Below are 20,597 nucleotides of genomic sequence, written 5' to 3'. Positions count from 1 at the left end.
ACTGTAAATTTTAAATGATTAATTATTGGAAAGACCTTTTCTTTTTCTGTTTTTCTTTTTTCTTTTGAATTCTTTCGGTATATGTCCAGAGTAAAATTCTTTTTCAGTGAGTACTTGTATGAGGTCCTGCAGACCATTTACAGAAATTTTCTTCAAGTGAAGTATTTCCTGTATTTCCAAAAGTGTTTTTACTTCGGGTGAATGTGGTCTGTTTTTAATTTCATTTTCTGATGTACTGCAGTTCTTAGAGATTGCTGCGGCAGAGAATTCTTTTCCAAGCTCACTTCCGTTACAAACATGTTTTGTAATATGGTCAACATAGGTAAGTCCGTATAAGGATCCTTCGGCTGAAAGGCGTTTTACCATACTGATGCCTATCTTATCCAATTCAGATTCAAGCTGGGATAGAGTAGGCCTATCATCTTGGAAAATATTCCTGATGACATTTTTAATACGAATACCAGGTCTGTTATTTTTTAGTTTATTTTCTTCAAACTTTTTCTCCAGAAATTTAAGTGTCGGCTTATTGTTAAAATCACTTGCTTTTATCGGTACCCCGCTATATTTTCCATTGCTGTCGATTATCCTGTAAATAAGACCGCCGGCCTTAAATGTCCTTGATTTTTCAGAGCCTCGACTAGCAGAAACATTATAAAGATTAAGCACTGCGTTTAGCTGGGCAAGACTTTTAAACTGATAATTGTCCAGAACAAAATCAAGTACTCTTGAAACAGCTTTTTTTGATTGTATTTTACCATATTGTACACCCACTGTATCAATAGGCTTGAGCTCATTATATATTTCTTTTTCCCTGCCCTGTGCTTTTATGAGATTAAAGTCTTTTTCGATTTTAATACGTGCAGTTTCTGACTGGTTTCTTCCGATATTCTGCATATCAATTCTTTTGCCGTCTGATTTTACTTTTACAGAAACTATATGAATGTGCGGGTGCGCAGCATCGAAATGCTGATAGACTAAATAAGGCTGCTCTTCGAAGCCGATTTCAGACATATAGTTCTGGGCAATATCCATTAATTTTTCAGCGTTCAGATCTTTTTCCGATGGATGAAAATTGAGCGAAATATGCACACTTCCCCGCTTCACATTTTCGTTTAATTCAAGTGTACGAACCAAATAATTTACTTTAAATGACGAGGTCATCTTATCATGGTCCGCCGGGTAATTTTCAGCACCAATACATCTTGCTGTGCCCTCGGAAACTTTGTTCTCATTGTAATGAAAAACACGACGAACTGACTGTCCTGTTTTAATTACGGCAACCATTTTTCAATGAATTTGTGCATGGATATTTTTATTGTCTCGATTGATTCAAACAACTTGTTTTTATCTTCCTGCGATGACAAAATCCAGTTTTGAAATTCAGAAATCTGCTGAAGCGAATGCAGTTTTTTTACTGCCTGATTATAATTGTTTCCAACAGCATTAATTTCTGTTCTAAGCTTTGAGATTTCCAATGCCAAATCATCTACGGACTGATTGCGGTACTTTAAAATAACAGGTTTTCCAAGCAGATTTTTACGGGCATAATCACTAAGTTTTGGACAGAGTGATTTATTAAATCTGTCTTTTAAAAGTTTCATTTCGTCAGGTGTCAGACGCAGATGAATCCATTTGGTCCGGTTGGTGTTTTTCTCTTTCATTTTTTATCCTTTTCATTTCTAACACAGTTTTCATCCTTAAAAAGTCTCTGCCAGCGAGTTCCGAGCGAATAGGCAGCCAGATATCGGTTGTGATACAACCGGACATCTGGCCGACTGCACAAAAACGGCAGTCTTTATGATACTTAAAATAATTATGTAAACAGTTTTATTTAACTAACCTTTAAAACAGATAAAGACAATTTTTTTTTCAATTGCTTAGACGAAGTTAATAAAGGTAGAGCCAGCAGACAATCATCACCAGATTTTGAAGCGAATAATTTCAAAGGGACTTTTTATTTTTACAAAGTGTTAGTATTAATCAAAAACGCTGAAATTATGTTTACAAAAAATGATGTAGTAAGGATATTCGATACGGTATTGAGTAGTCCGGGAATGGGAGAAACGGTAAAGATAGATTTAAAGATTTCGCGAAAGAATGTTCTATTGCTTTCCCATGTTATTAAAGAAGGAATTGCTGCAGAAAAGGACGGCATAAGTCTTTTGTCAGGCACTTCTAAAGAGAGCCTTTCAGAGCTTGAAAACCTCTCAGAGGAATGTCTGCAAAAAGCAGGTCTGGTGGAGCTGAATGAAAAGCTTAACCTTCTAGGAGATACCTCTAAGCAATAAGAAACAATGTGTTAGAAAGAGAGCAGCTTAACAAATATCCGATATATCTGTTAAGCTGCTTTTTTGTATGAAAAATTGCCTGATTTTATAAAACTTTGGCTTGATTCTAATAACTGCTGTTTAAAAATCGCGTCCTAAATTTGCTGTATGTTAATCGTAAGAGTTTGATTTTTTTGAACTATATAAAATAAAGTAGCATGAAATCGGAATGTAGTATTAAAAATTTTTTTATTGAATTTGTCTGTATCGCACATGTCATACTTTTCGTTTATGCAGCAGTCAGTAAAATTATTGAATTGGAAAGCTTTGAAGTGCAGGTAGGCAAATCGCCATTGCTCAGCGCATTTGCATTTTGGATAGCCAGATTTGTTCCTGCAACAGAACTTTTAATTGCAGCTTTGCTGCTGCTGCCACGTTTAAAAAAAACAGGATTATATATGGCATTGAACCTTATGGTTATGTTCAGCGTCTACATTTTTATTATTCTACATTATAGTTCGTTCATTCCCTGTTCATGCGGAGGTGTATTAGAAAAAATGAGCTGGAATACTCATTTGGTTTTTAATATAATTTTTATCCTGCTTGCCTTAATTGCAATACTTGTTTTAGAGCAAAATACATATAAAAAGAATGTCCTCAAAATTATTATTCCTGTACTTTCCAGTACTGCTATTGTGGTGATTTTATATCTTCAGTCTGAGAGAATAATGCATTACGAAAATCCATTTACAAGAAGGTTTCCTAACCACCCGGCGGTATTTAAAAATTCGTATGACCTAAAATACAATTCCTATTATTTTGCGGGCAATTCTGGTAATAAATTGTATTTGGGAAATTACAGCACTCCGCTATATCTAAGTGAATTTGATGCAGAACTGAAATCTTCGAAGAAAATAAAAATAGTTTTCAATCCTAAAAAAAATGTGCTTTTTAATACCGTAAAAATTTTAGTGTGTGATTCTTTATTTTATCTGTCAGACGGGTCAATTGCAAAGCTTTATAAAGGAAAAACTATTGACTGGGAAATTACTAAGGAATATAAAAAAATGTCATATTTCACTACGTACGCACCAATGAATTCAGGCGGAATATTTTTACGGTCAAATGATCCTAAAACATTAGATAATATTCTGGGAATCTACACACAATCTGATAGTAAGATAAAATATTACAGAGAATTATTGCAGAAACAGATTGATGGGATTTTTGATACTGACGGTGTGTTGCTTTACAGCAGAAAAATGAACAAGGGAATATATCTTTATTATTACAGAAATGAATTTTTTATTATTAACCCAGATGGAAATCTCGAATCAAGAAATCATACAATAGATACAATTTCGAAAGTAAATTTAAAAGTGGCCTACACCAAGAATGGTTCTGTAAGGGAAATTTCATCACCTGCACAGGCTGTGAATGCCCATGCAGCTATAAATGGAAATCTTCTTTTTGTAAACTCGCAGGTTAAAGGAAAATATGAGAATGATGAACTCTGGAAGAAATCATTTATAATAGATGTTTACGATTTAGAAAAGAAAACCTATCTGATGAGTTTTCCCGTTTATAAAACAAAGTCTGATAAGTTGATTTATCTTCATGTATCGGCTAACTATTTATATGCAATAATAGGAACAGATCTGGTGGTTTACGAATTGCAGCCAATCCTTATAAAGGAACTTTAAGTTGAAAGAATATATTAAAAATATACCAGCGCAGGTAACAGGAGTGAGATCGAAAACCTGTAGAAAAGAGTAGATCATACAAACAAATTAATTATTACATTATGAAAGCAGTATTTTTAAACAAAACTGCCCGCGCCGGGGCAGTTGTTTTAGCAGTAGCAGGTGCATTCTTCACAACATCTATGCAGGAAGTATCTTCTGCAGCACCTAAAATTGGTTATCCAGCTGATAACAATAACGAGTGTACAGATGTTCAAGTTCAATGTAGTGACAATTTGAGCGCTTTTCTTTGCCGTGTAAACGGTACAAGTGGAGCTATTGCCTACGACAAAGACAGCGATAATAATTGTATTCAACCGCTGTATCGTCCTTAAATAAGGGCTCTCAAATTAGGAGAAAGAGCAGTGCAGTACAGATACTGCACTGCTTTTTTTATATGCCTTCTTTAATCCAGTTCGTTGAAATATCATCTTTTAAAAAGTAGTCAAACCACTGCATCATTTTAAGGGTAATATCTTTCTGGTTTTCAGGAATGGACAGCAGATGGTTTTCTTTCGGATACAAAAGCATAATACTTTTTTTTGATGCCCTTCTCAGGGCCAGATAAAATTCAATGCTTTGTTTTGGATCTACTATCTGGTCATCTTTCCCAGTCCATAAAAGTACAGGTGTCTGCACTTTGTCGGCAAATCTGATGGGTGAATTTTGATCATATTGTGTAGGAATTTCGTAAGGTGCTTTATCCATATTCCACTGGTAGGTTTTGAACCGCCACATATTTGGTTTTCCTGATTGTTGTCCCACAGTATAATAAAAACTGTTTAAATCAGTTATGGCTCCGCTTGCTACAACAGCTGCAAACATTGGTGTCTGGGTGACTATGAAGGAAGCTTCATAGCCCCCGAAAGAATGGCCTGCAAGTCCAATTTTGTCCTGTTTAACAATATTCATTGATTCTACTTTTTTAACAGCCGCAGTAACACAGTCTAGTGCCGAAATTCCAGGCCGCATTTTTTCGAGTTTAATATCAGGCAGAAGTACAAAATAGCCCTTTGATGTCAAAACAGAAGGATTAAAACCATTTAAATTAAATTCGGAAGGATTTTTATACCTGTGCACAAGATGCGACTGCTTTTCATAAATGTAAACAATCATGGGGTATTTTCGGGTGGCATCATAATTCGCCGGAAATAATAACACACTTTGAAGACGCTCTTTTTTAGAATTATAAAACTCTATAAGTTCAGACCTGCCCCAATGATATTTTTCAAAATGCGGATTGCTTTGAAAAACAATCTGTGCTTTTTTATTTCGGAAAGTTATCACACGGGGAGGAAGATTAAATTTCTCTTCACTGAAAAAGAAAATTTTTCCATCATCATTTGTCCTAAACTGATCTGTATAACTATCATTATAAAATAATTTCTCTTCACTTTTTTGAGTAGTCCAACTGTAAAATCCTGTTTTACCATCCTGACCTGCCGCAGTAAGATAAATATCTTTTGAAATTGATATAACTGATGAATTTAACCCGTCATAAAGGTTGTTTATTAAATACTTCGAAGATGAAGATGCGACACGGAAAACCGTACTTGACTCCCTGCCATGTGTTAGTCTCTTATAGTTTTTTCCAGAGGAATCAAAGAACCATAAATCATATTGGTCGTAAATAATTATTTCTTTATCGTCGGCTGTCCATCCGGCAATTCCACATGGAGATTCGGGCGCAAGAATAATCTCTTTTGCTTTAAATTTGACACCAGTTTTTTGAGTTAAATTAAGGTGAGTCTGTTTTGATATGTCATATATCCACCAGTTGTCATTCTTGAAGTAACTGATGTATTTTCCAGCTGGTGAAGGAATTACAACTGCATTTTCACCCTCCTGTTTTTTAAGAAAAAGTTTCTTTTCAAAGTTATTCAGATCCATAATAAAATAATCTCTGGGACCATTGTAGTCAAACTGTGGTTCATATTGTTCTGGATTTGAGAGCAATGCATAATCCTGTTTTCCGCTAATCATTATTTGGGGCAGTTCCTTGGACGTGAGCTGGCTAAAACGATTCTCCAGAGGCAGCCAGACAGCAAGCTGTGTCATGTACGCAAAACTGCCTTCTTTATTCTGCTGCGGATTAATCCATTTATCGTTTGCATTCCAAATTTCAACATTTTTTTTCTTATGATTTTCGATTACTACTTTATCCTTTTTTATTGCAAAGAATATTCTCTTTGAGTCCCTTGAAATTAGAATTTTTCGGAAATTATCTGCTGTTAGGCTAGTGTGTTCAGGAAACGATGAAAAAGCTGAAGGATTAAATTTTTTAAGAGCGCGGTTGTGCAGATTATAATAATAAAGTACATGAGGTGATCTATCGTCAGGTACAGTTATAAAAGTAAATGCATTATCGTCTTTCTGCCATGATGATTGAAAAGAAATGCTTTGATCTATTTCTAAAATTACATGATCCAGAGTAAGCTTCTTTAAATTTAAAAGCTTCAGATAACTGTGTTTTTGAAACGAAACACAATAAAGAAGATACTGTCCTTTTGGACTTAGTGCAAATTGGGTTATGTTTTCAATTTGACTAATTACTTGCCCTGAAAAAGATTTGATTAATAATATATTTTTTCCTTCAGCAGATTTCTGCAGAATTATTAATCTATTGCAGGTACGGCTGACTACATACTCAACTGCATCCTTTGTAATGTTGATATTTCCATTTCGAAGATTAAGCAGTTTAAGACTTCCTTCACTCGCACAGACAAAATATTTGTTGTTCAAAAAGGTGGTTTTATATCCTTTAGTAAAACTGTATGTTTTGCTATTCAAAACACTGCGTATGAATAATGTGTCTATATCCTGTTCATAATTTAATGAATAACTAATCCAATTACCGTCCTCGGAGGATTTTTGCAAATCCATTGTGCTCCACAGATGATAATCTTCGGATTTTAATTGTTTTTTCTGCCATTGCTGTCCCCATAGGGGACAGCCTACTAATGGCAAAATAAAAAATGAAAGCAAAAATCTGCCTCGGGATATAAAATGGTTGGAAATTGGCATTTTATTTTATTTTATTTAGTTTGATCGATTTATTATTAGTATCCCGGATTTTGATTTCCCAAATTAGGATTCGTGCTAAATTCTGTCTGTGGTATTGGAAATAATCTGTCATCAGTATTCCAGCCTTGTTTTAAGCTATTTAAGGTACTATCAAGTTTTCCGAGGCGTTTTAAATCCATAAAACGATGTCCGTATTCCGTAAATAGCTCCCAGCGTCTTTCTTCAAGTACTGCATTTATAATTTCGTCTTTAGATAGAGCGGGAGTATCAGATAGGCCGGCGCGTCTGCGGATCAGATTTAAGTCCTCTTTCGCACCTATTAAATCTCCTTGAAAAGCTCTTGCCTCAGATCGGATGAGATATTGTTCAGCCAGGCGCAGTAGAACAGCATATTCTTTTGAAGTGGAAGTGGCATTGTTTTCTTTGTATTTATATGCATGATACCATGTACCAGCAGAACTTGAGACAGCTTTAACCCATTTTGTTTTTCTAAGATCTCCAGTTGGAAATTTATTCACTAGGTCATTATTCAAAGAAACAAGCGGAGGCGGAGCACTAGAAAAAGTAAAAAAAGAAGCCTGCAGTGTATTTAGTCCAGCTGCCCCTGATTGCAGCTGCCAGATAGTTTCCTTTGAGGATATTAAAAATACATTTTCTATACTTTCAAGATTGTATGTTCCTGACTGGTTTAAAACTGCTGAAGCCATATTAGAAGCTTCGGGATACATGTTTCGGAAAAGATAAATTCGTGCAAGAAGTGCTTCTGCAGCAGTTTTATTAGGACGGACCTTCTGTGGGACGATCTGATTTACAGGCAGAAGACTTACCGCATTTTCCAGATCGGAGGTAATTTTTTGATATACATGCTCTACAGGCGTTCTAGACATCGTACTGTTTGTTTTGTAATCTGTAGTAATGATGTAGGGGATATCTCCGAATAGATTGACCAGATAAAAATGAAGCAGAGCACGAACGAAATATGATTCTCCTTTGAGCTGTTTTTTCTGAATATCTGTTAGAACTTTGCTTTTCTCACAACCTTCTAGGACAGCATTTGCAGAATATATCTGGTTGTATGTACCGTTCCATTGCGAAGCAATTGTTGTATTAGAAGGCAGAAGACTGTTGTTATAAAAAGGCAGACTGCTGTTGCTGGGGTTTTGGGTACTGGTAATCTCGTCGGCATAACAGCCTGCAGTATTTGAAATTCCGAAAGCAGAACCTGTCAGAATACCCTTGTCCCTAATGTTAGAATAGATATCTGTAAGTGCGGCGGTTGCCGTACTGTAATCTTCAAATACAGCACTACTTGGTAATTGTGATTGAGGCTGTTCTACCTCAACAAAAGAATCACAGGAAAATGCAAGACAGCTTGCAAAGAACAACAGCAGGGATTTATATGTATTAAATAATGTCTTCATAATCTGTTTTTTAAAAAGTTAGTTGTACTCCAGCAGAAATAACTCTCAAGGGAGGAAGAAAACCGTATGAGGTAAATTCGGGGTCACCATCTGGATATTTAGTAAAAGTCAGCAGGTTCTGTCCCTGCAGCAGTAATCTTATTCGGCTCTCTTTTAAATTTACCGGAAGATCATACATGAGCGAAACATTTTTAAGACGTATAAAAGAAGCGTCAGTAATGGATCCATTACTGTCTGTGTACAGATAATCGGCTGTTAAAGCATCATTATTATAACCTGTTGTGTAAATTTGGTATGGAACAGAATCACCCGGATTCATCCATGCATTACTTATTCGCTGCTGCTGATTGCTCATCATACCTGCAGGTCCCATTGGATAGGTTCTGTTTTTCTGTTTCACAAACTGAAATAAAAAGTCAAGGGTTAGGCGTTTATAAACCAATTGATTTTGCAAACCGCCATAATACTTCGGGTTAAGATCTGCTGTGTTTTGACGGTCTTCCGGATATGATATAATTCCGTCGTTATTAAGATCTTGAAAGTTGTAGACGCCAGTTTGAGGATTAACTCCATTTAGCTGGTAAAGCATTGCAATGTTAAGCGGTTTTCCTATTCTGTATATTTGACTGTAGGAAGAACTCTCAAGTCTGGGAAAACTGATTAATCTATTTTTGGAAGCGGTAAAATTTAAATTCGTAGTCCAGCTAAAATTTTTTGATTTTATATTGTCTGTCCGCAAAGTAAATTCAAATCCAGAATTTTCAACTGTTGCATCTAAATTCGCCTGCAGTACAGTAAATCCGGTTACACCCGAAATTGGTATACCAACAAGCTGATTTGAAGAGCGGTTTCGATACCATGCAGAGGTAACAAAAATTCGATCCTGAATAAACCCAAGTTCAAGAGCGGCTTCAAGTTTTTTATTGGTTTCCCAGCCAAAATCTTCATTAAAAAGACGTGAAGGCTTTAGACCAATAACACCATTGTATAAAACACCGGAGGTAGTGTAGGTATCTAAGAACTGATAATCTCCAATCTGGTCGTTACCCGTTGTTCCGTAACTGGCACGCAGTTTTCCAAAGCTCAGCCATGAAGCATCTTTTAAAAAATTTTCTTTGGAAAAAAGCCATGCAGCGCCTACAGCACCAAAATTTGCAAATTGGCGACCCGGACCAAAACGGCTTGAACCATCCCTTCGTGCAGTTAAATTGATAATATATTTTTGCTCCCAGTTGTAATTAAAACGGGCAAAAACTGCCTGATATTTATAGAGCGTTTCGTCATTTAAGAGCATGCGAACCGTTTTGGCGGCAGCCAGATTATAAATAAGACTATTTGAGCTAAATCCAGTTGCCGACTGCTGTAGTCTATTGGTTGTCTGACTTTGAAATGTCGAGCCTAGCAGGATTTCCATTTTCCCTATAGAGGTGTTATCACCCCAGCTTATCTGTGGTTCAATAATCCATGAACTGCGATCGGTATTATTTACAAATATTGATGAATTGGCACTAGTTGGATTAAAAGCAGGGTTTAATGTAGTAGATGGCACAACGCGTGTTTCCTTACTGCCTAAGTCTGTAAATCCAAAACTGCTTTTTAAAGTAAGATTTTTTAATACTTCGTAAGAGAGCAGAGCGCTAGCGGTAAGATCATTAGTTACTGACTCTAATTTAGTATTAAGATTTCGAAGCGGATTGTCAAAGGTGTTGTCTTCCCAGTTTAGATTACCTGCGGTATCATAGAGAGCAGGAGCATTAGGAGGAAGCGAACGTGCATCATAAGTAAAATCATAAGATGGCTGATTGTTATTTTGTGAATTATAAACAGCAGAAAAATTAAAGCGAAATTTCTGGTCGGCGGATTTGTGATTCATACTGATTTGTGCTCCTCCTTTTTTATACAGAAAGGTACCGGGAAAAACAGTTGATTCAGAATAATAGTTACCCCCCGCAAGGAATTGAGTGTTTTCTGAGCCTCCAGATACAGTCCCATTAACATTATTTATCATAGCTGTTCCTCCGAGGAGTTCTCTCTGCCAGTCTGTATATCGATTCTGGTCCCAAGTTCCATTAACATCATAGTCCCATGAATTATATTCAGTAATACCATCGTTAACAAAAGCCTGCTTGCGCATAGATATATATTGTTGGGTATTCATGAGTTTAAGAAACCTTGTTACCTTTCCAAATCCGGTACTAGCGGTTATATTGAATTCGGTTTTTCCCGTCCGACCTTTTTTGGTGGTTATAAGCACAACACCATTTGCTCCGCGAGAACCATAAATGGCTGTCGCATCAGCATCTTTAAGTACTTCAATACTTTCGATAGTATCTGGATTAATGCTGTTAAGGGGACTTACAGGCGAAGGAAAAGCGGTATTTGTTATATAAGATCCCACTGCTTCTGATGAAAACGGAACCCCGTCAATTATATACAACGGCGTATTAGCATCACTGCGAAGACTGTTTTGTCCCCTAATTTTAATGTCAAAACCGCCACCCGGAACTCCTGTTGACTGAACAACACTTACTCCAGCCATCCGTCCCTGCATGGTTGCGAGAACATTGGTGACAGGCTGGGATTCAATATCTTTAGATGTTATTCTGGCTATGCTTCCAGTGCGCTCACTTTCCTTTACAGAATAGTAACCTGCATTAACCCTTACTTCCTGTAGTGTTGTAGTATCATATTTTAGGACGACATCAATTTTAGATCGTCCATTTACTGGAATTAAAGTTTTTTTGAAACCGATAAAAGACACAACAAGAGTATCAGTTGGCGATGCAGAGATCTCGTATTGTCCGCTGTAATCTGTAACTGCTCCGGTTCCGCTTCTATTTTTGACGACAATAGTTACCCCGGGCAGAGGGCCAGAACCATCGGTCACAGTTCCTTTAATTTGATTCTGCTGCAATTTATTGGTATTTGACCGGACTGGATTTCCGGCATAAACTGATGAGAAACACAATGAGAGACCTATTAAAATAAGGCAATAAAGTGCTTTCCCATCCTTGTAAAATGAAAAATAATTCATAATATTGGGATTGGTTAGTTAAATATGGATTTGACTAGCTAAAAGCTCTCTATGTTAGTTTGGCGACGAGATAGAGAGCTATTTTTGTATGAAGCAAAATTGCTTAGTACATCAGTATTAAAGTATTGTTTAATTCAGTGGCTATGTTAATTAAAATGTTTGACTTAAAAGCGAATGTCAAATTAAACAAAGAAGAGGTGCTATGAATTTTAAGAAGAATCGTCGCTTAATAAAGTGACGTGGAACTCGACTTATTGTTTAGAAGGATTTACTGGACTACCTGCGCACAAATAAGTGAGCCCACGCACTTTTAAGCGTAGGCATTTGCACTTATCATCTTGCGCGCTAAAAAAGTGTCCAGTTTTTCTAAGCAAGATTCAAAGCGAATGCTTCAAATATTTTTTTATGAAGTATCGCAAAAATATGTATTTCATTACAAATATAACAAAATATTTTAAAATGCGCATTTTCGTACGCATTATTTTTTTTCTATTAGCTTTTCTTTGTTACTATGGGCGACACAAGTAAAATAATATGTAAGTATATTTATAAGAACTGGATTGAAACTTATAAGTCTCAGCGTGCCTTCGGATTAGATCATGGAATAGAAGAGAGCATCGTAAGAAAAATAAAAAATACCGCTCTAAACAATAATCAATTCAATTATAATATTCCCGTAAATACTTTAAGTAAAATTTGTGAAGCGAAAAATATTAAAATTTCGGAATTCTTTAAATTAATAGAAAAATAATCAGAGGAGATGCTTTAGCATCTTTTTTTTTAATCGCATAATGTACTTAGTTCAATGAATAATAATATTCTGTTTTTACGTAAAAGCGTAATTTAAAACAAGAATGATTATCTATGTTTGTAACAAAATTAATTTATGAGCAAATGTGACCTTTTTAAAAACATTTCTGAAATAATTTGGGATAAAATTTGTAGAAATCATTTGAGAGACAACAGGTTGAATGAGGAAGGTATCTCAAGAATTATAGTTTTGGATGAAATTCAAAACTACATTGAAAATAATATGACATTTACGGTATTTGCCCAGAAATCGCTAGATGAAGTTAATACGGGTAGTGATTTAGAGCTATATATAGACAATGGTCAATCACAGTTCTTCAGGGTCTTATTGCAAGCAAAAATGATGGAAATAGATTGTCGATTTATGCATCTTAATAGAGATTCTGGCAATACAGGTAGAAAACAATATGATACTTTAGATGAATTTTCTAGAACAGTTAAATGTGATGCTTATTATTTGATGTATAATGGCTGTCCCACCTATAAAAAAATAGATTATGATTGTGCCGGCCAATATGATGAAAAACAATTTGGTTGTGCAATTATGTCTATACAAGATATTAAAAATCATTGTGAAAGTTATAAAACTGGAACTTTAGGTACAGCCAATAATCCTAAGCCGTTCGGAAGACCATGGCGTTTTCTGTCATGTTGTAATTATCAGTATGTCAATGGTAGCAAATTATATAATTTAGATGAAATCGATATGGATAATCATTTTGAGAGTTTGTTTAACCCAGGTGGATTAACCGGCTTTATAACAGTAGAACAAATGAAAAATAGGCAAACTGTAGAAGATAGCAATGAAATAATACATAAAGACGGATGGAATCCATTTGCTAGAATAATTTTGAGTAAAAGTGAAATGAGAATCGGAGCTGACGGTTTTCTGAAAGTTTAAAACTTTTAAAATAGCCTAAATTATTAATCTATAAGACATAAAAGTATATAATTGCAATCGGTTTAAAATATGATACACTATAGTAAAATACCTCCTAAGTTACTGCTTCCAAAATATAAAAACCAAGATATTAGCATATTAATTGGAGAAAATGGAAGTGGTAAAAGTTCGTTATTAAATGATATCTCGTATTTTTATTTGTCGCAAAATATGCAAGTGATTGCAATCGCGAATAGTATTTATGACAAATTTTCTTCAAGAAATAAAAAGCAAAAAGCTTTGCGCGCATCATCAGGAAAGAATTTAGCTCAAAAGACACTGATAAATACATTGAAAGAGTTAAACCAAGACGATTCAAAGCGATTAAGAAACATAGGAATAACATTGGACTATATTGGTTATGATCCAATTGTAGGTTTTGGAATAAAAGGACTAGACTTGGAATTCCGAGAGAAGATTATTGCTTCAAATCTCGCACCAGATTTAAAGGAGATTTTTTTATTTTTCTTAAATAGATTTATTGATGAAAATTTTCATAATAGTAAAATTGTTCCTGTAAATTTCTATGTAAATAATTTTGATGATTTAACTAATTCTTTTTTAATTCAGATATTTTCATTCGAAAAAGAACTCAAGTCTTTAAAACTTATAAAAGGAATAGATGTATATCTTTCTAAGAAGGGAACCTTGATTCCACTGGCAGGTGCTAGTTCAGGTGAATTATCTTTGATTACTACACTTCTGTTTATTACTGCTACAATAGATGATACCACTGTGATATTAATTGACGAACCAGAAAACAGCCTACATCCTAAATGGCAAATTGAATATATAAGGAGGCTAGATGAATTGTTTTATTTTTTTGAACCTAAAATAGTTGTTGCAACTCATTCACCATTAATTATTAATGGTGCGGAATTACATGCAAAAGATATTAACATCTTTAAAGGTATTAATGGAGAATTTATTTTAAATAAGGAAGAGAAAGTCAATGTAGAGGAAATATATCAAGAATATTTTGATATAACAGCTCCACAAAATCGATATTTATCTGAGTATCTCGTTGAAAAACTAAATTTGTTAGCTTTAAAAAAAATTGGAATCGGACAATTTAGGAAGGAAGTTTTAGAGCTTATTGAAAGTTCATATGATAACGAACAAAAGAAAGCCTTACGCCAAGTCTTAGAGATGAGTGATCAAATATTAAAAGAAATATCATAAAATGCCTTTAGATTATACAGATGACGAACTAGTTGCGATTAATCAAGCGCTTTTACCAGGTGGAAAAGGTTGGGATGATGATCTAGTTGTAGGAATAAGAACTAAAATAAAGAATTATTATCTAGTTGGAGATTTTTATCAATGCTGTTATTGTGCATCAATTTTCAATGGAGTACATAGAATTAGTATAGACGTTGAGCATATATTGCCTAAGGGTAGATTTCGTAGTATTACTTTTGATGAATTAAATGTTAATGTTGCATGCAAAAAATGTAATTTAACTTCAAAAGGTCAAAAAACTGATTTCGTTGTCGATTTAGTTGCTATGGGTACTGATTATTATCGATCTGAACATTATAAATTTATTCATCCTAATTTAGATATTTATACTGACCATTTAGTGATTGTTACCAATAGAGTTGGAAACAAATATTTAAATAAATATGTCATTAAAACGCAAGATAAAGGTGCCTATACCTACAATTATTTTAAATTAAAGGATTTTGAGATTGATACTTTTAATAGAGCGCAAGGAATTTCTGAAAAAAGTGTTCTTTCAGAAAAGTTTTCAAATTATTTACGTCAAAGTTTATTGACTGTTTTATCAAAACTATAATAGATTACTAATATTACAAATTTTGAATTGAAAATAGTGAAGGTACTTTTGTCATAAAATATATATCAACATTCGTATCGATTAAAGAATTATTTTTTAATAACGAACTATATAATCTCCTTTCTGAGCTGCTCTATAAAAAAAGCTGTTGGCATTCCAGTCTTAGCTTTAAAAACATTTACAAAAAGCTGGGTACTGCTGAAACCAGCTTCATCAGCTAATGCTTTATTTGTAAATAGACGTGCTTGTTTGTCGGTTTGGAGAAGATCAATAATAAAATCGATTCTAAGATCATTAATGTACTCTGTAAAAGCTTTATCACGGTAGTGTCGTATAATATTCGATAAATACCTTGGATTTGAATTAAAGGCTGCTGATAGTTTTGTAAGATTCCAATCCTTTTCTATATATCTTTTTTCTTTTTCAAATTTTTCAAGTTGTTTTAAAATTGTTGATTCTGTTTCAGGACTAATATCCAAAATAGCAGGTTTTTCATTACGGGGTCTTGCTTTGTTTAGAAAGTCAGTTTTACTATTTTTCAGCATCAGTTCATCAAACTTTTTTTTGTATAACTTTCTATTTCTAATAGACCGATAAGAAAGAAAAAGAATACCAAGAAACAATATTAAAGTGAACACTACAAGAACTGAGTAATTTTGATCTTTCTTTGTAAGCTGGGCCTGTATGTTTTCTTTTTCAAAGAGTAGTTCCTGCGTTTGGTATTCTTTGTTTATTTTTCCAACTAAATATTTAAAGGTATCATTTAAGATGCGGTCAGCTTTCAATAGCTGGTCAATGTAATAGAGCTGCAGTTTTGGGTTTTCACTTGATTTGTAGTAATTGATAAGAAGCTCATACATTTCTCTGATGTCAGGACGAATGTAACCTTTAGTATTAAATAGATAATCCACTTTTTTAAAATAGGGTATAGCCAAGTCAAATTTTCTTAGTTCCCAGTAACTTTTTCCAATATAAAAGTACCCTGCTGACTCATTGCCAAAGTCTTTTTTTTCTTTCAGTTCTTTTATAGTAGATTGGATGTTTTTTATAGAGGATGTATAGTTTTTCTCGAAGTATTCATTAATCCCTTCTGAATGTATAAAATAAATTTCTACTTCTTTAATCCCCAAATCTTTTGATTCTTCTAATCCCAAGGCATTAGTTTCAGAACATAATCCGTAGTTACCTTTTCTATTATAACATAGACCTAATGAATGGAGTGAATTTAAATAGGGTCTTGGTTTGTCTTTTTTAAAGTAAAATATACATTCTTTCAATAAAGAGATAGCTTCGTCATAATATCCTAAATAGAGTTTTGTCAAAGCAATATGATACTTTAATTTATACTTTAAGTAATCGTTACTTGTTTTTGAAATAAAGCTATTTGCAATTATATAATTGTCTAAAGCTGAATTATGTCTCTTCAAACTATAGTACACGATACCTTTAGTTAAAAAAGAAGAACCAATTAGAATGTCACTTCCAGATTTTTTAGCTGCGTATATCATGCTGTCGGCATAAACAGTTCGTAATTTTTCGGACGACGCATGCAGTAAGTTTTGATAACCTGTTACTTCTTCTTCACAGTTTTTTTCGCTTTTGGCTTTTCTCAAATAAGTATGTAAATAAATAAAGGCTTTTGAGCTGTCTTTCGCAAACTCATCAATTTTTTCATCAAGATACTTGTAATTCTTATTTTTTAAAGAATCGGGAATTTGAAAACCTTTTTTTTGGGCTTGTAAACATTGAGAAAAGAATAATAAAAATAAAAGTAATTGATAGCACTTCATACATAAGGAGTTTTGGAGAATAATTAATTAACAACTACCGTAGGAGAATAATTACTATAGCGATATTATCTTACAATATCTTAACTCAAATATAATATAAAGTATTGAAGTTTAATGTATTAAAATTCGTAAAAGTATGTATGGATTTTCGGAAAATCCATACATACTTTTCGGAAAATCCATACATAACAAGTTGCGGGAAATTTTTCAACAGAATAGATTTGCCATGAATTCAAAAGCAAAATGTTCAGTATCGTGCTGAAAAAAGTTCTGCTTATCCGGATGAAATGGACTGAGAAGAAATTCTCATTCAACCTTCAAACAAATCCTATCATGAAAAATTTTTTATTTCTTACTGCAATTTTATGCCTTTTAGCATCGTGTTCTAATGATTCTGATTTCGATCCACTTTTAATCGAAAACTCTGATGAGACAGTACCAAATCTCAAAATGAATCCAGAAAATCAAAGAAATTATTTTGACTTCAAAGGAAAAGCATATTATGATGTTCTGGTAGATTATCAAAGTAATAATCAATTTCCAAATTCAATAGATCAAATGTCTTTGCAAATACGCTATCTTAAATCGCATATTGAGAAGAAAAATACTCAAAAAAGCAAAATTATATTTAACGACTCAATTGTAGAATCAATAATGGCTGATCCCGATAACTGTATGATCAATATTGTACAGAATAGCCAGCTAACAAGTACTGCAAAAGGTACTCTCATTAATTTCCTTCAAGGTTTAATCAATCATAGACAATTAGATTTTACGACATCCTACAATTATATTGTTGGATACGAAGAAACTATTATTGACAGCAGCTCTTTTGACGAGGATGAATCGGAAACTATACTGACAATAACTTCAATTTCCAGATATTCGTTATATTCTGAGGCTGAACGGAAAGATAAAGACTGGGATCTATCCGCAGGAAATAAACCTGCAAGAAAATTCTTTTCGACAAATGATGCATCGATTATTTCCATAATCGCGCTATTGCAGAACTTAATTTAGCTTTCCTCTTGATTAACATTTATAACAATTTTATGAAACCAAGAATTATTTTGTATACACTGTTGATCATATTTAATCTTGTGAGCCTTTATTTCATCATAACGCTTTTTGGTTATGATGAAATAGTTGGCTACATAATTAAAGGTGGCAGAAAAGTTATAGACCCTAGAAAATTAGCCTATTTATTATTTCTGACCTGTCTTTTGAACTTGTACTTTCTTTCAATAATTCTGATGGAAAACTCATTTAAAAATGAGCGGTAAATATACAACGTATTAATCTATTGAATTCCGAACTCGAACTGCTTATGCTTAAAGATTTAATTAATATTGATTTAAATGAAGTGCCACATGATGGATTGGATATTCATGTTATAAAAAAATATATAGTAAGAACAGCTAGTGAAGAAACATTCACCACTAAAAATTTATCAATTCTTTTAATAAAATCAGGCAACTTTAAAATTCAGTTAATGGAGGGGATTCAAGATTTATGTCCATGGGATCTCTTAGTGATTCCTAAAAACTCTAATTTCACTCTGATTGAAATACAAAAAAAGCTTCAATTTTATCTAATTTCTTTTTCATCCGAATTTGCAATCAAAAACTGCCTGAAAAAAGAGCTTGTTGAGTCGTTCTATTTCTTTATTAGAAATACTTCGATAAGATTTCCTCTTGAAGAGAAAGAGTTTTTGGTTTTATCTCTGATATACAGACTCATTTATTTTGTTAACAAGGATAAAAAAAATAATGGTTTTGATTACGAACTGCAAAGAATCAGTTTTAATTTATTTCTATATGAATTGAAGCTAATTTTTTCAAAATATACATCAGATTCAGCATTAAACTTTTCAAGAAAAGAAAGTTTGATGATTCAATTTCTAGCCTTATTATCAATTCACTCAAAAAAACAACATTATGTCAATTATTATGCTGGAATAATGTTTGTTACCCCAGGACACTTAAATAAAATAGTTAAACAACTAACAGGTAAAACTGCAAAAGAACTTATTGCAGAGACAATTATTATCGAGGCCAAAAACCTACTAGAGGACTCACATCTAAGTGTAAGTAAAATTTCTGAGGAATTAGAATTTCACAGTATTTCAAGCTTCAGCTTTTTTTTCAAAAATCACACATCTTTAACCCCAACTGAGTATCGTTCGAATTCTATCGAGAGATTCAAGCATCGTTAGTTTTCGTTGTATTAATTTTTTAAATTAAACAATACTATGATGAACAAAATATATCCTCTAGAATGGTTTGACTCATTGATAACACAAACATTAAATATAAATAATCCGTTACTTAAAAAATTTTCTAAGCAGGACTTTATAATTATTTCAGAACATATAGAAAAAGAATCAAAGAATATACAAAACGCGTTGAAAAAGGAAATTTTTCTCCTGCGCAAAAAAAGAGAGGTTCGTCTGCAGGTGCGAAAATATCACTCGACAATTGTATATCTACTCGATACAGTTATTGAAAACCAGAAAACAATTTTTCAGGACACTTCTGAATTGTCGATTGTCTTTAATCTACTCCGGTCTAAATTGGAAGAAATTCTGTCACTGGTCGAAAATAGATTCCTTAGTTATTTAAGCCTTGATGAAAGAGTGCCGATTACTTATTTGATGCTATCAAGAAATGAACTTGAAATGAAATTAAGGAAACTTTCAACAAAAGCTTCGGAAAGCAGCATCATTTTGAAAATTATTATTAGAAACTTATCCCAGTTTTTGAAGTCATTTTCAGGAAAAAAGATAACTTATCGTCAGCTTTTGTACCAAAAGGAGCTACTGAAGGGGATTAAAAATATTGGATGTATTAATGACGAAATTATATTTTCAGAAATTGATAAAGTCTTAATTGAGAAGAATTTTAACAGCGCAGAGTATGTTGACTATATTATTGAACAAATAAATAGTGAATTAGAAACTGAACCTTTAGCACATCGCATTACGAAATTGCTTTTCTTTCAAAAAGAATTTGACAGAATTTATTCCAACGAAAAAGTGTCATTTGACCCCAACAGGAGTAACATAAAAAATGTAGTAGAAAACTGGTTTGTGCAAGAAATTAATTATTTGAACAAAAAGTTAGATATTGAACTTAAAGTTGAACAGGAAGACGTTGCTAGTATTAAGTTTTCGGGTGACTCAACAGACAATAAACTAGAATGTGATTTATCTGCAGATCAGATTGCCTTGATACTTAGAGCTGCTGATGAGTCAAGAATAGTTAAAGCACGTTCTATGAATCATTTTTTTAAGATGATCGTTCCTTATTTATCAACTCCTTTTAAGAGAGAGCTTTCTTATCAATCTGTTAGAAGCAAATCATATAATGCAGAGGAACGTGACAAGGATATAGCTGTACAAACGCTGGAAAGGCTTATTAAAAAAATAAATTCATATTAGTGAATGATTTTAAAAAGAAATAATTCTCAATTGAGAAAACAATAAATTGAGTAACAAATTTTATTATTTACGACACATTATAAAACCTTAGTAGCATGACCTTAATAGCCATATTTTTTCCGTGTATTTCCTTTGTTCTCAGAGGAAAGATTCTGACTGCACTGTTGTGCCTTATTTTGCAGATTACTTTAATCGGCTGGATACCTGCAGCGATTTGGGCGGTTGTTTCACTGCAAAATTCGAGAGCGGAAAGACGCAATAATAAATTAATTAAAGCTATGAGAAAGTAGCACAAAACTTTTTCAGTTATAGAATACCCTGTAGAAATAATA

At 33.4% G+C, this 20,597-nt stretch carries 16 protein-coding genes; 9 read left to right on the top strand and 7 right to left on the bottom strand.

Annotated features, from left to right (window positions below; translation table 11 throughout):
• Positions 1–18 precede the first annotated feature (18 nt).
• Both B0A67_RS00275 and B0A67_RS00270 read right to left on the bottom strand, forming a co-directional pair.
• A complete protein-coding gene (locus tag B0A67_RS00275) occupies positions 19–1,284 on the bottom strand; it encodes a relaxase/mobilization nuclease domain-containing protein (RefSeq protein ID WP_072953469.1) in 1,266 nt (421 codons plus the stop codon).
• A complete protein-coding gene (locus B0A67_RS00270) occupies positions 1,272–1,661 on the bottom strand; it encodes a plasmid mobilization protein (RefSeq protein ID WP_072953467.1) in 390 nt (129 codons plus the stop codon). The genes B0A67_RS00275 and B0A67_RS00270 overlap by 13 nt, the downstream gene beginning before the upstream one ends.
• 336 nt (positions 1,662–1,997) lie before the next feature.
• On the opposite strand from B0A67_RS00270, the gene B0A67_RS00265 reads away from it, so the two are divergent.
• The 3 genes from B0A67_RS00265 (at position 1,998) to B0A67_RS00255 (ending at position 4,344) form a co-directional block, all read left to right on the top strand.
• Positions 1,998–2,288 (top strand): hypothetical protein, encoded by a 291-nt coding sequence (locus tag B0A67_RS00265; RefSeq protein ID WP_072953465.1) that lies wholly within the window; start codon positions 1,998–2,000, stop codon positions 2,286–2,288.
• Between the two features lie 197 nt (positions 2,289–2,485).
• Positions 2,486–3,970 carry a MauE/DoxX family redox-associated membrane protein gene (locus tag B0A67_RS00260; RefSeq protein WP_072953463.1) on the top strand — a complete coding sequence of 495 codons (1,485 nt, stop codon included), beginning with the start codon at positions 2,486–2,488 and terminating at the stop codon, positions 3,968–3,970.
• Between the two features lie 101 nt (positions 3,971–4,071).
• Entirely contained in the window at positions 4,072–4,344 is a 273-nt protein-coding gene (locus B0A67_RS00255; RefSeq protein WP_072953461.1) for a hypothetical protein, read from the top strand.
• A 58-nt stretch (positions 4,345–4,402) separates the two neighbouring features.
• Here B0A67_RS00255 and B0A67_RS00250 read toward each other — a convergent pair whose 3' ends face one another.
• From B0A67_RS00250 to B0A67_RS00240, 3 genes are read right to left on the bottom strand one after another with little or no spacing between them, the layout of a single operon-like run.
• Positions 4,403–7,033 (bottom strand): alpha/beta hydrolase family protein, encoded by a 2,631-nt coding sequence (locus B0A67_RS00250; RefSeq protein ID WP_084074394.1) that lies wholly within the window; start codon positions 7,031–7,033, stop codon positions 4,403–4,405.
• A gap of 35 nt (positions 7,034–7,068) precedes the next feature.
• A complete protein-coding gene (locus B0A67_RS00245) occupies positions 7,069–8,454 on the bottom strand; it encodes a RagB/SusD family nutrient uptake outer membrane protein (protein ID WP_072953457.1) in 1,386 nt (461 codons plus the stop codon).
• Positions 8,455–8,464: 10 nt separating this feature from the next.
• Complete coding sequence (locus B0A67_RS00240) at positions 8,465–11,488, bottom strand: SusC/RagA family TonB-linked outer membrane protein (RefSeq protein WP_072953455.1); 3,024 nt, start codon at positions 11,486–11,488, stop codon at positions 8,465–8,467.
• 886 nt (positions 11,489–12,374) lie between these two features.
• Between B0A67_RS00240 and B0A67_RS00230 the strand changes: the two genes are divergently transcribed.
• The 3 genes from B0A67_RS00230 to B0A67_RS00220 all read left to right on the top strand — a co-directional run bounded on the left by B0A67_RS00230 (position 12,375) and on the right by B0A67_RS00220 (position 15,036).
• Complete coding sequence (locus B0A67_RS00230; RefSeq protein WP_072953451.1) at positions 12,375–13,199, top strand: DUF6615 family protein; 825 nt, start codon at positions 12,375–12,377, stop codon at positions 13,197–13,199.
• A 69-nt stretch (positions 13,200–13,268) separates the two neighbouring features.
• Positions 13,269–14,420: an AAA family ATPase gene (locus B0A67_RS00225; protein WP_072953448.1), complete on the top strand. Its 1,152-nt coding sequence runs from the start codon at positions 13,269–13,271 to the stop codon at positions 14,418–14,420.
• A 1-nt stretch (position 14,421) separates the two neighbouring features.
• Positions 14,422–15,036: an HNH endonuclease gene (locus tag B0A67_RS00220; protein WP_072953446.1), complete on the top strand. Its 615-nt coding sequence runs from the start codon at positions 14,422–14,424 to the stop codon at positions 15,034–15,036.
• 107 nt (positions 15,037–15,143) lie between these two features.
• On the opposite strand, the gene B0A67_RS00215 is transcribed toward B0A67_RS00220, so the two are convergent.
• Positions 15,144–16,826, bottom strand: a complete 1,683-nt coding sequence (locus B0A67_RS00215; protein WP_072953444.1) for a helix-turn-helix domain-containing protein — start codon at positions 16,824–16,826, stop codon at positions 15,144–15,146.
• A 333-nt stretch (positions 16,827–17,159) separates the two neighbouring features.
• On the opposite strand from B0A67_RS00215, the gene B0A67_RS00210 reads away from it, so the two are divergent.
• The 3 genes from B0A67_RS00210 (at position 17,160) to B0A67_RS00200 (ending at position 20,265) form a co-directional block, all read left to right on the top strand.
• Complete coding sequence (locus tag B0A67_RS00210; protein ID WP_123887303.1) at positions 17,160–17,846, top strand: hypothetical protein; 687 nt, start codon at positions 17,160–17,162, stop codon at positions 17,844–17,846.
• A gap of 307 nt (positions 17,847–18,153) precedes the next feature.
• Positions 18,154–19,041: a helix-turn-helix domain-containing protein gene (locus B0A67_RS00205; protein ID WP_072953439.1), complete on the top strand. Its 888-nt coding sequence runs from the start codon at positions 18,154–18,156 to the stop codon at positions 19,039–19,041.
• A gap of 36 nt (positions 19,042–19,077) precedes the next feature.
• Entirely contained in the window at positions 19,078–20,265 is a 1,188-nt protein-coding gene (locus B0A67_RS00200) for a hypothetical protein (protein ID WP_072953438.1), read from the top strand.
• A gap of 67 nt (positions 20,266–20,332) precedes the next feature.
• Here B0A67_RS00200 and B0A67_RS25455 read toward each other — a convergent pair.
• The coding region (locus B0A67_RS25455; RefSeq protein ID WP_242670893.1) for a hypothetical protein at positions 20,333–20,597 on the bottom strand (265 nt) is incomplete at its 5' end.

It is taken from the genome of Flavobacterium aquidurense (assembly GCF_002217195.1).
GTDB classification, from domain to species: domain Bacteria; phylum Bacteroidota; class Bacteroidia; order Flavobacteriales; family Flavobacteriaceae; genus Flavobacterium; species Flavobacterium frigidimaris.
The sequence above is the reverse complement of the archived record's forward strand: the minus strand, read 5'-3'. Positions and strand labels throughout refer to the sequence as shown.

What these genes read in the sequence shown, in the direction of transcription:
- B0A67_RS00275 (WP_072953469.1), bottom strand. Translation starts at nt 1,284, where the DNA reads ATGGTTGCCGTAATTAAAACAGGACAGTCAGTTCGTCGTGTTTTTCAT.
- B0A67_RS00270 (WP_072953467.1), bottom strand. Translation starts at nt 1,661, where the DNA reads ATGAAAGAGAAAAACACCAACCGGACCAAATGGATTCATCTGCGTCTG.
- B0A67_RS00265 (WP_072953465.1), top strand. Translation starts at nt 1,998, where the DNA reads ATGTTTACAAAAAATGATGTAGTAAGGATATTCGATACGGTATTGAGT.
- B0A67_RS00260 (WP_072953463.1), top strand. Translation starts at nt 2,486, where the DNA reads ATGAAATCGGAATGTAGTATTAAAAATTTTTTTATTGAATTTGTCTGT.
- B0A67_RS00255 (WP_072953461.1), top strand. Translation starts at nt 4,072, where the DNA reads ATGAAAGCAGTATTTTTAAACAAAACTGCCCGCGCCGGGGCAGTTGTT.
- B0A67_RS00250 (WP_084074394.1), bottom strand. Translation starts at nt 7,033, where the DNA reads ATGCCAATTTCCAACCATTTTATATCCCGAGGCAGATTTTTGCTTTCA.
- B0A67_RS00245 (WP_072953457.1), bottom strand. Translation starts at nt 8,454, where the DNA reads ATGAAGACATTATTTAATACATATAAATCCCTGCTGTTGTTCTTTGCA.
- B0A67_RS00240 (WP_072953455.1), bottom strand. Translation starts at nt 11,488, where the DNA reads ATGAATTATTTTTCATTTTACAAGGATGGGAAAGCACTTTATTGCCTT.
- B0A67_RS00230 (WP_072953451.1), top strand. Translation starts at nt 12,375, where the DNA reads ATGAGCAAATGTGACCTTTTTAAAAACATTTCTGAAATAATTTGGGAT.
- B0A67_RS00225 (WP_072953448.1), top strand. Translation starts at nt 13,269, where the DNA reads ATGATACACTATAGTAAAATACCTCCTAAGTTACTGCTTCCAAAATAT.
- B0A67_RS00220 (WP_072953446.1), top strand. Translation starts at nt 14,422, where the DNA reads ATGCCTTTAGATTATACAGATGACGAACTAGTTGCGATTAATCAAGCG.
- B0A67_RS00215 (WP_072953444.1), bottom strand. Translation starts at nt 16,826, where the DNA reads ATGAAGTGCTATCAATTACTTTTATTTTTATTATTCTTTTCTCAATGT.
- B0A67_RS00210 (WP_123887303.1), top strand. Translation starts at nt 17,160, where the DNA reads ATGAAAAATTTTTTATTTCTTACTGCAATTTTATGCCTTTTAGCATCG.
- B0A67_RS00205 (WP_072953439.1), top strand. Translation starts at nt 18,154, where the DNA reads ATGCTTAAAGATTTAATTAATATTGATTTAAATGAAGTGCCACATGAT.
- B0A67_RS00200 (WP_072953438.1), top strand. Translation starts at nt 19,078, where the DNA reads ATGATGAACAAAATATATCCTCTAGAATGGTTTGACTCATTGATAACA.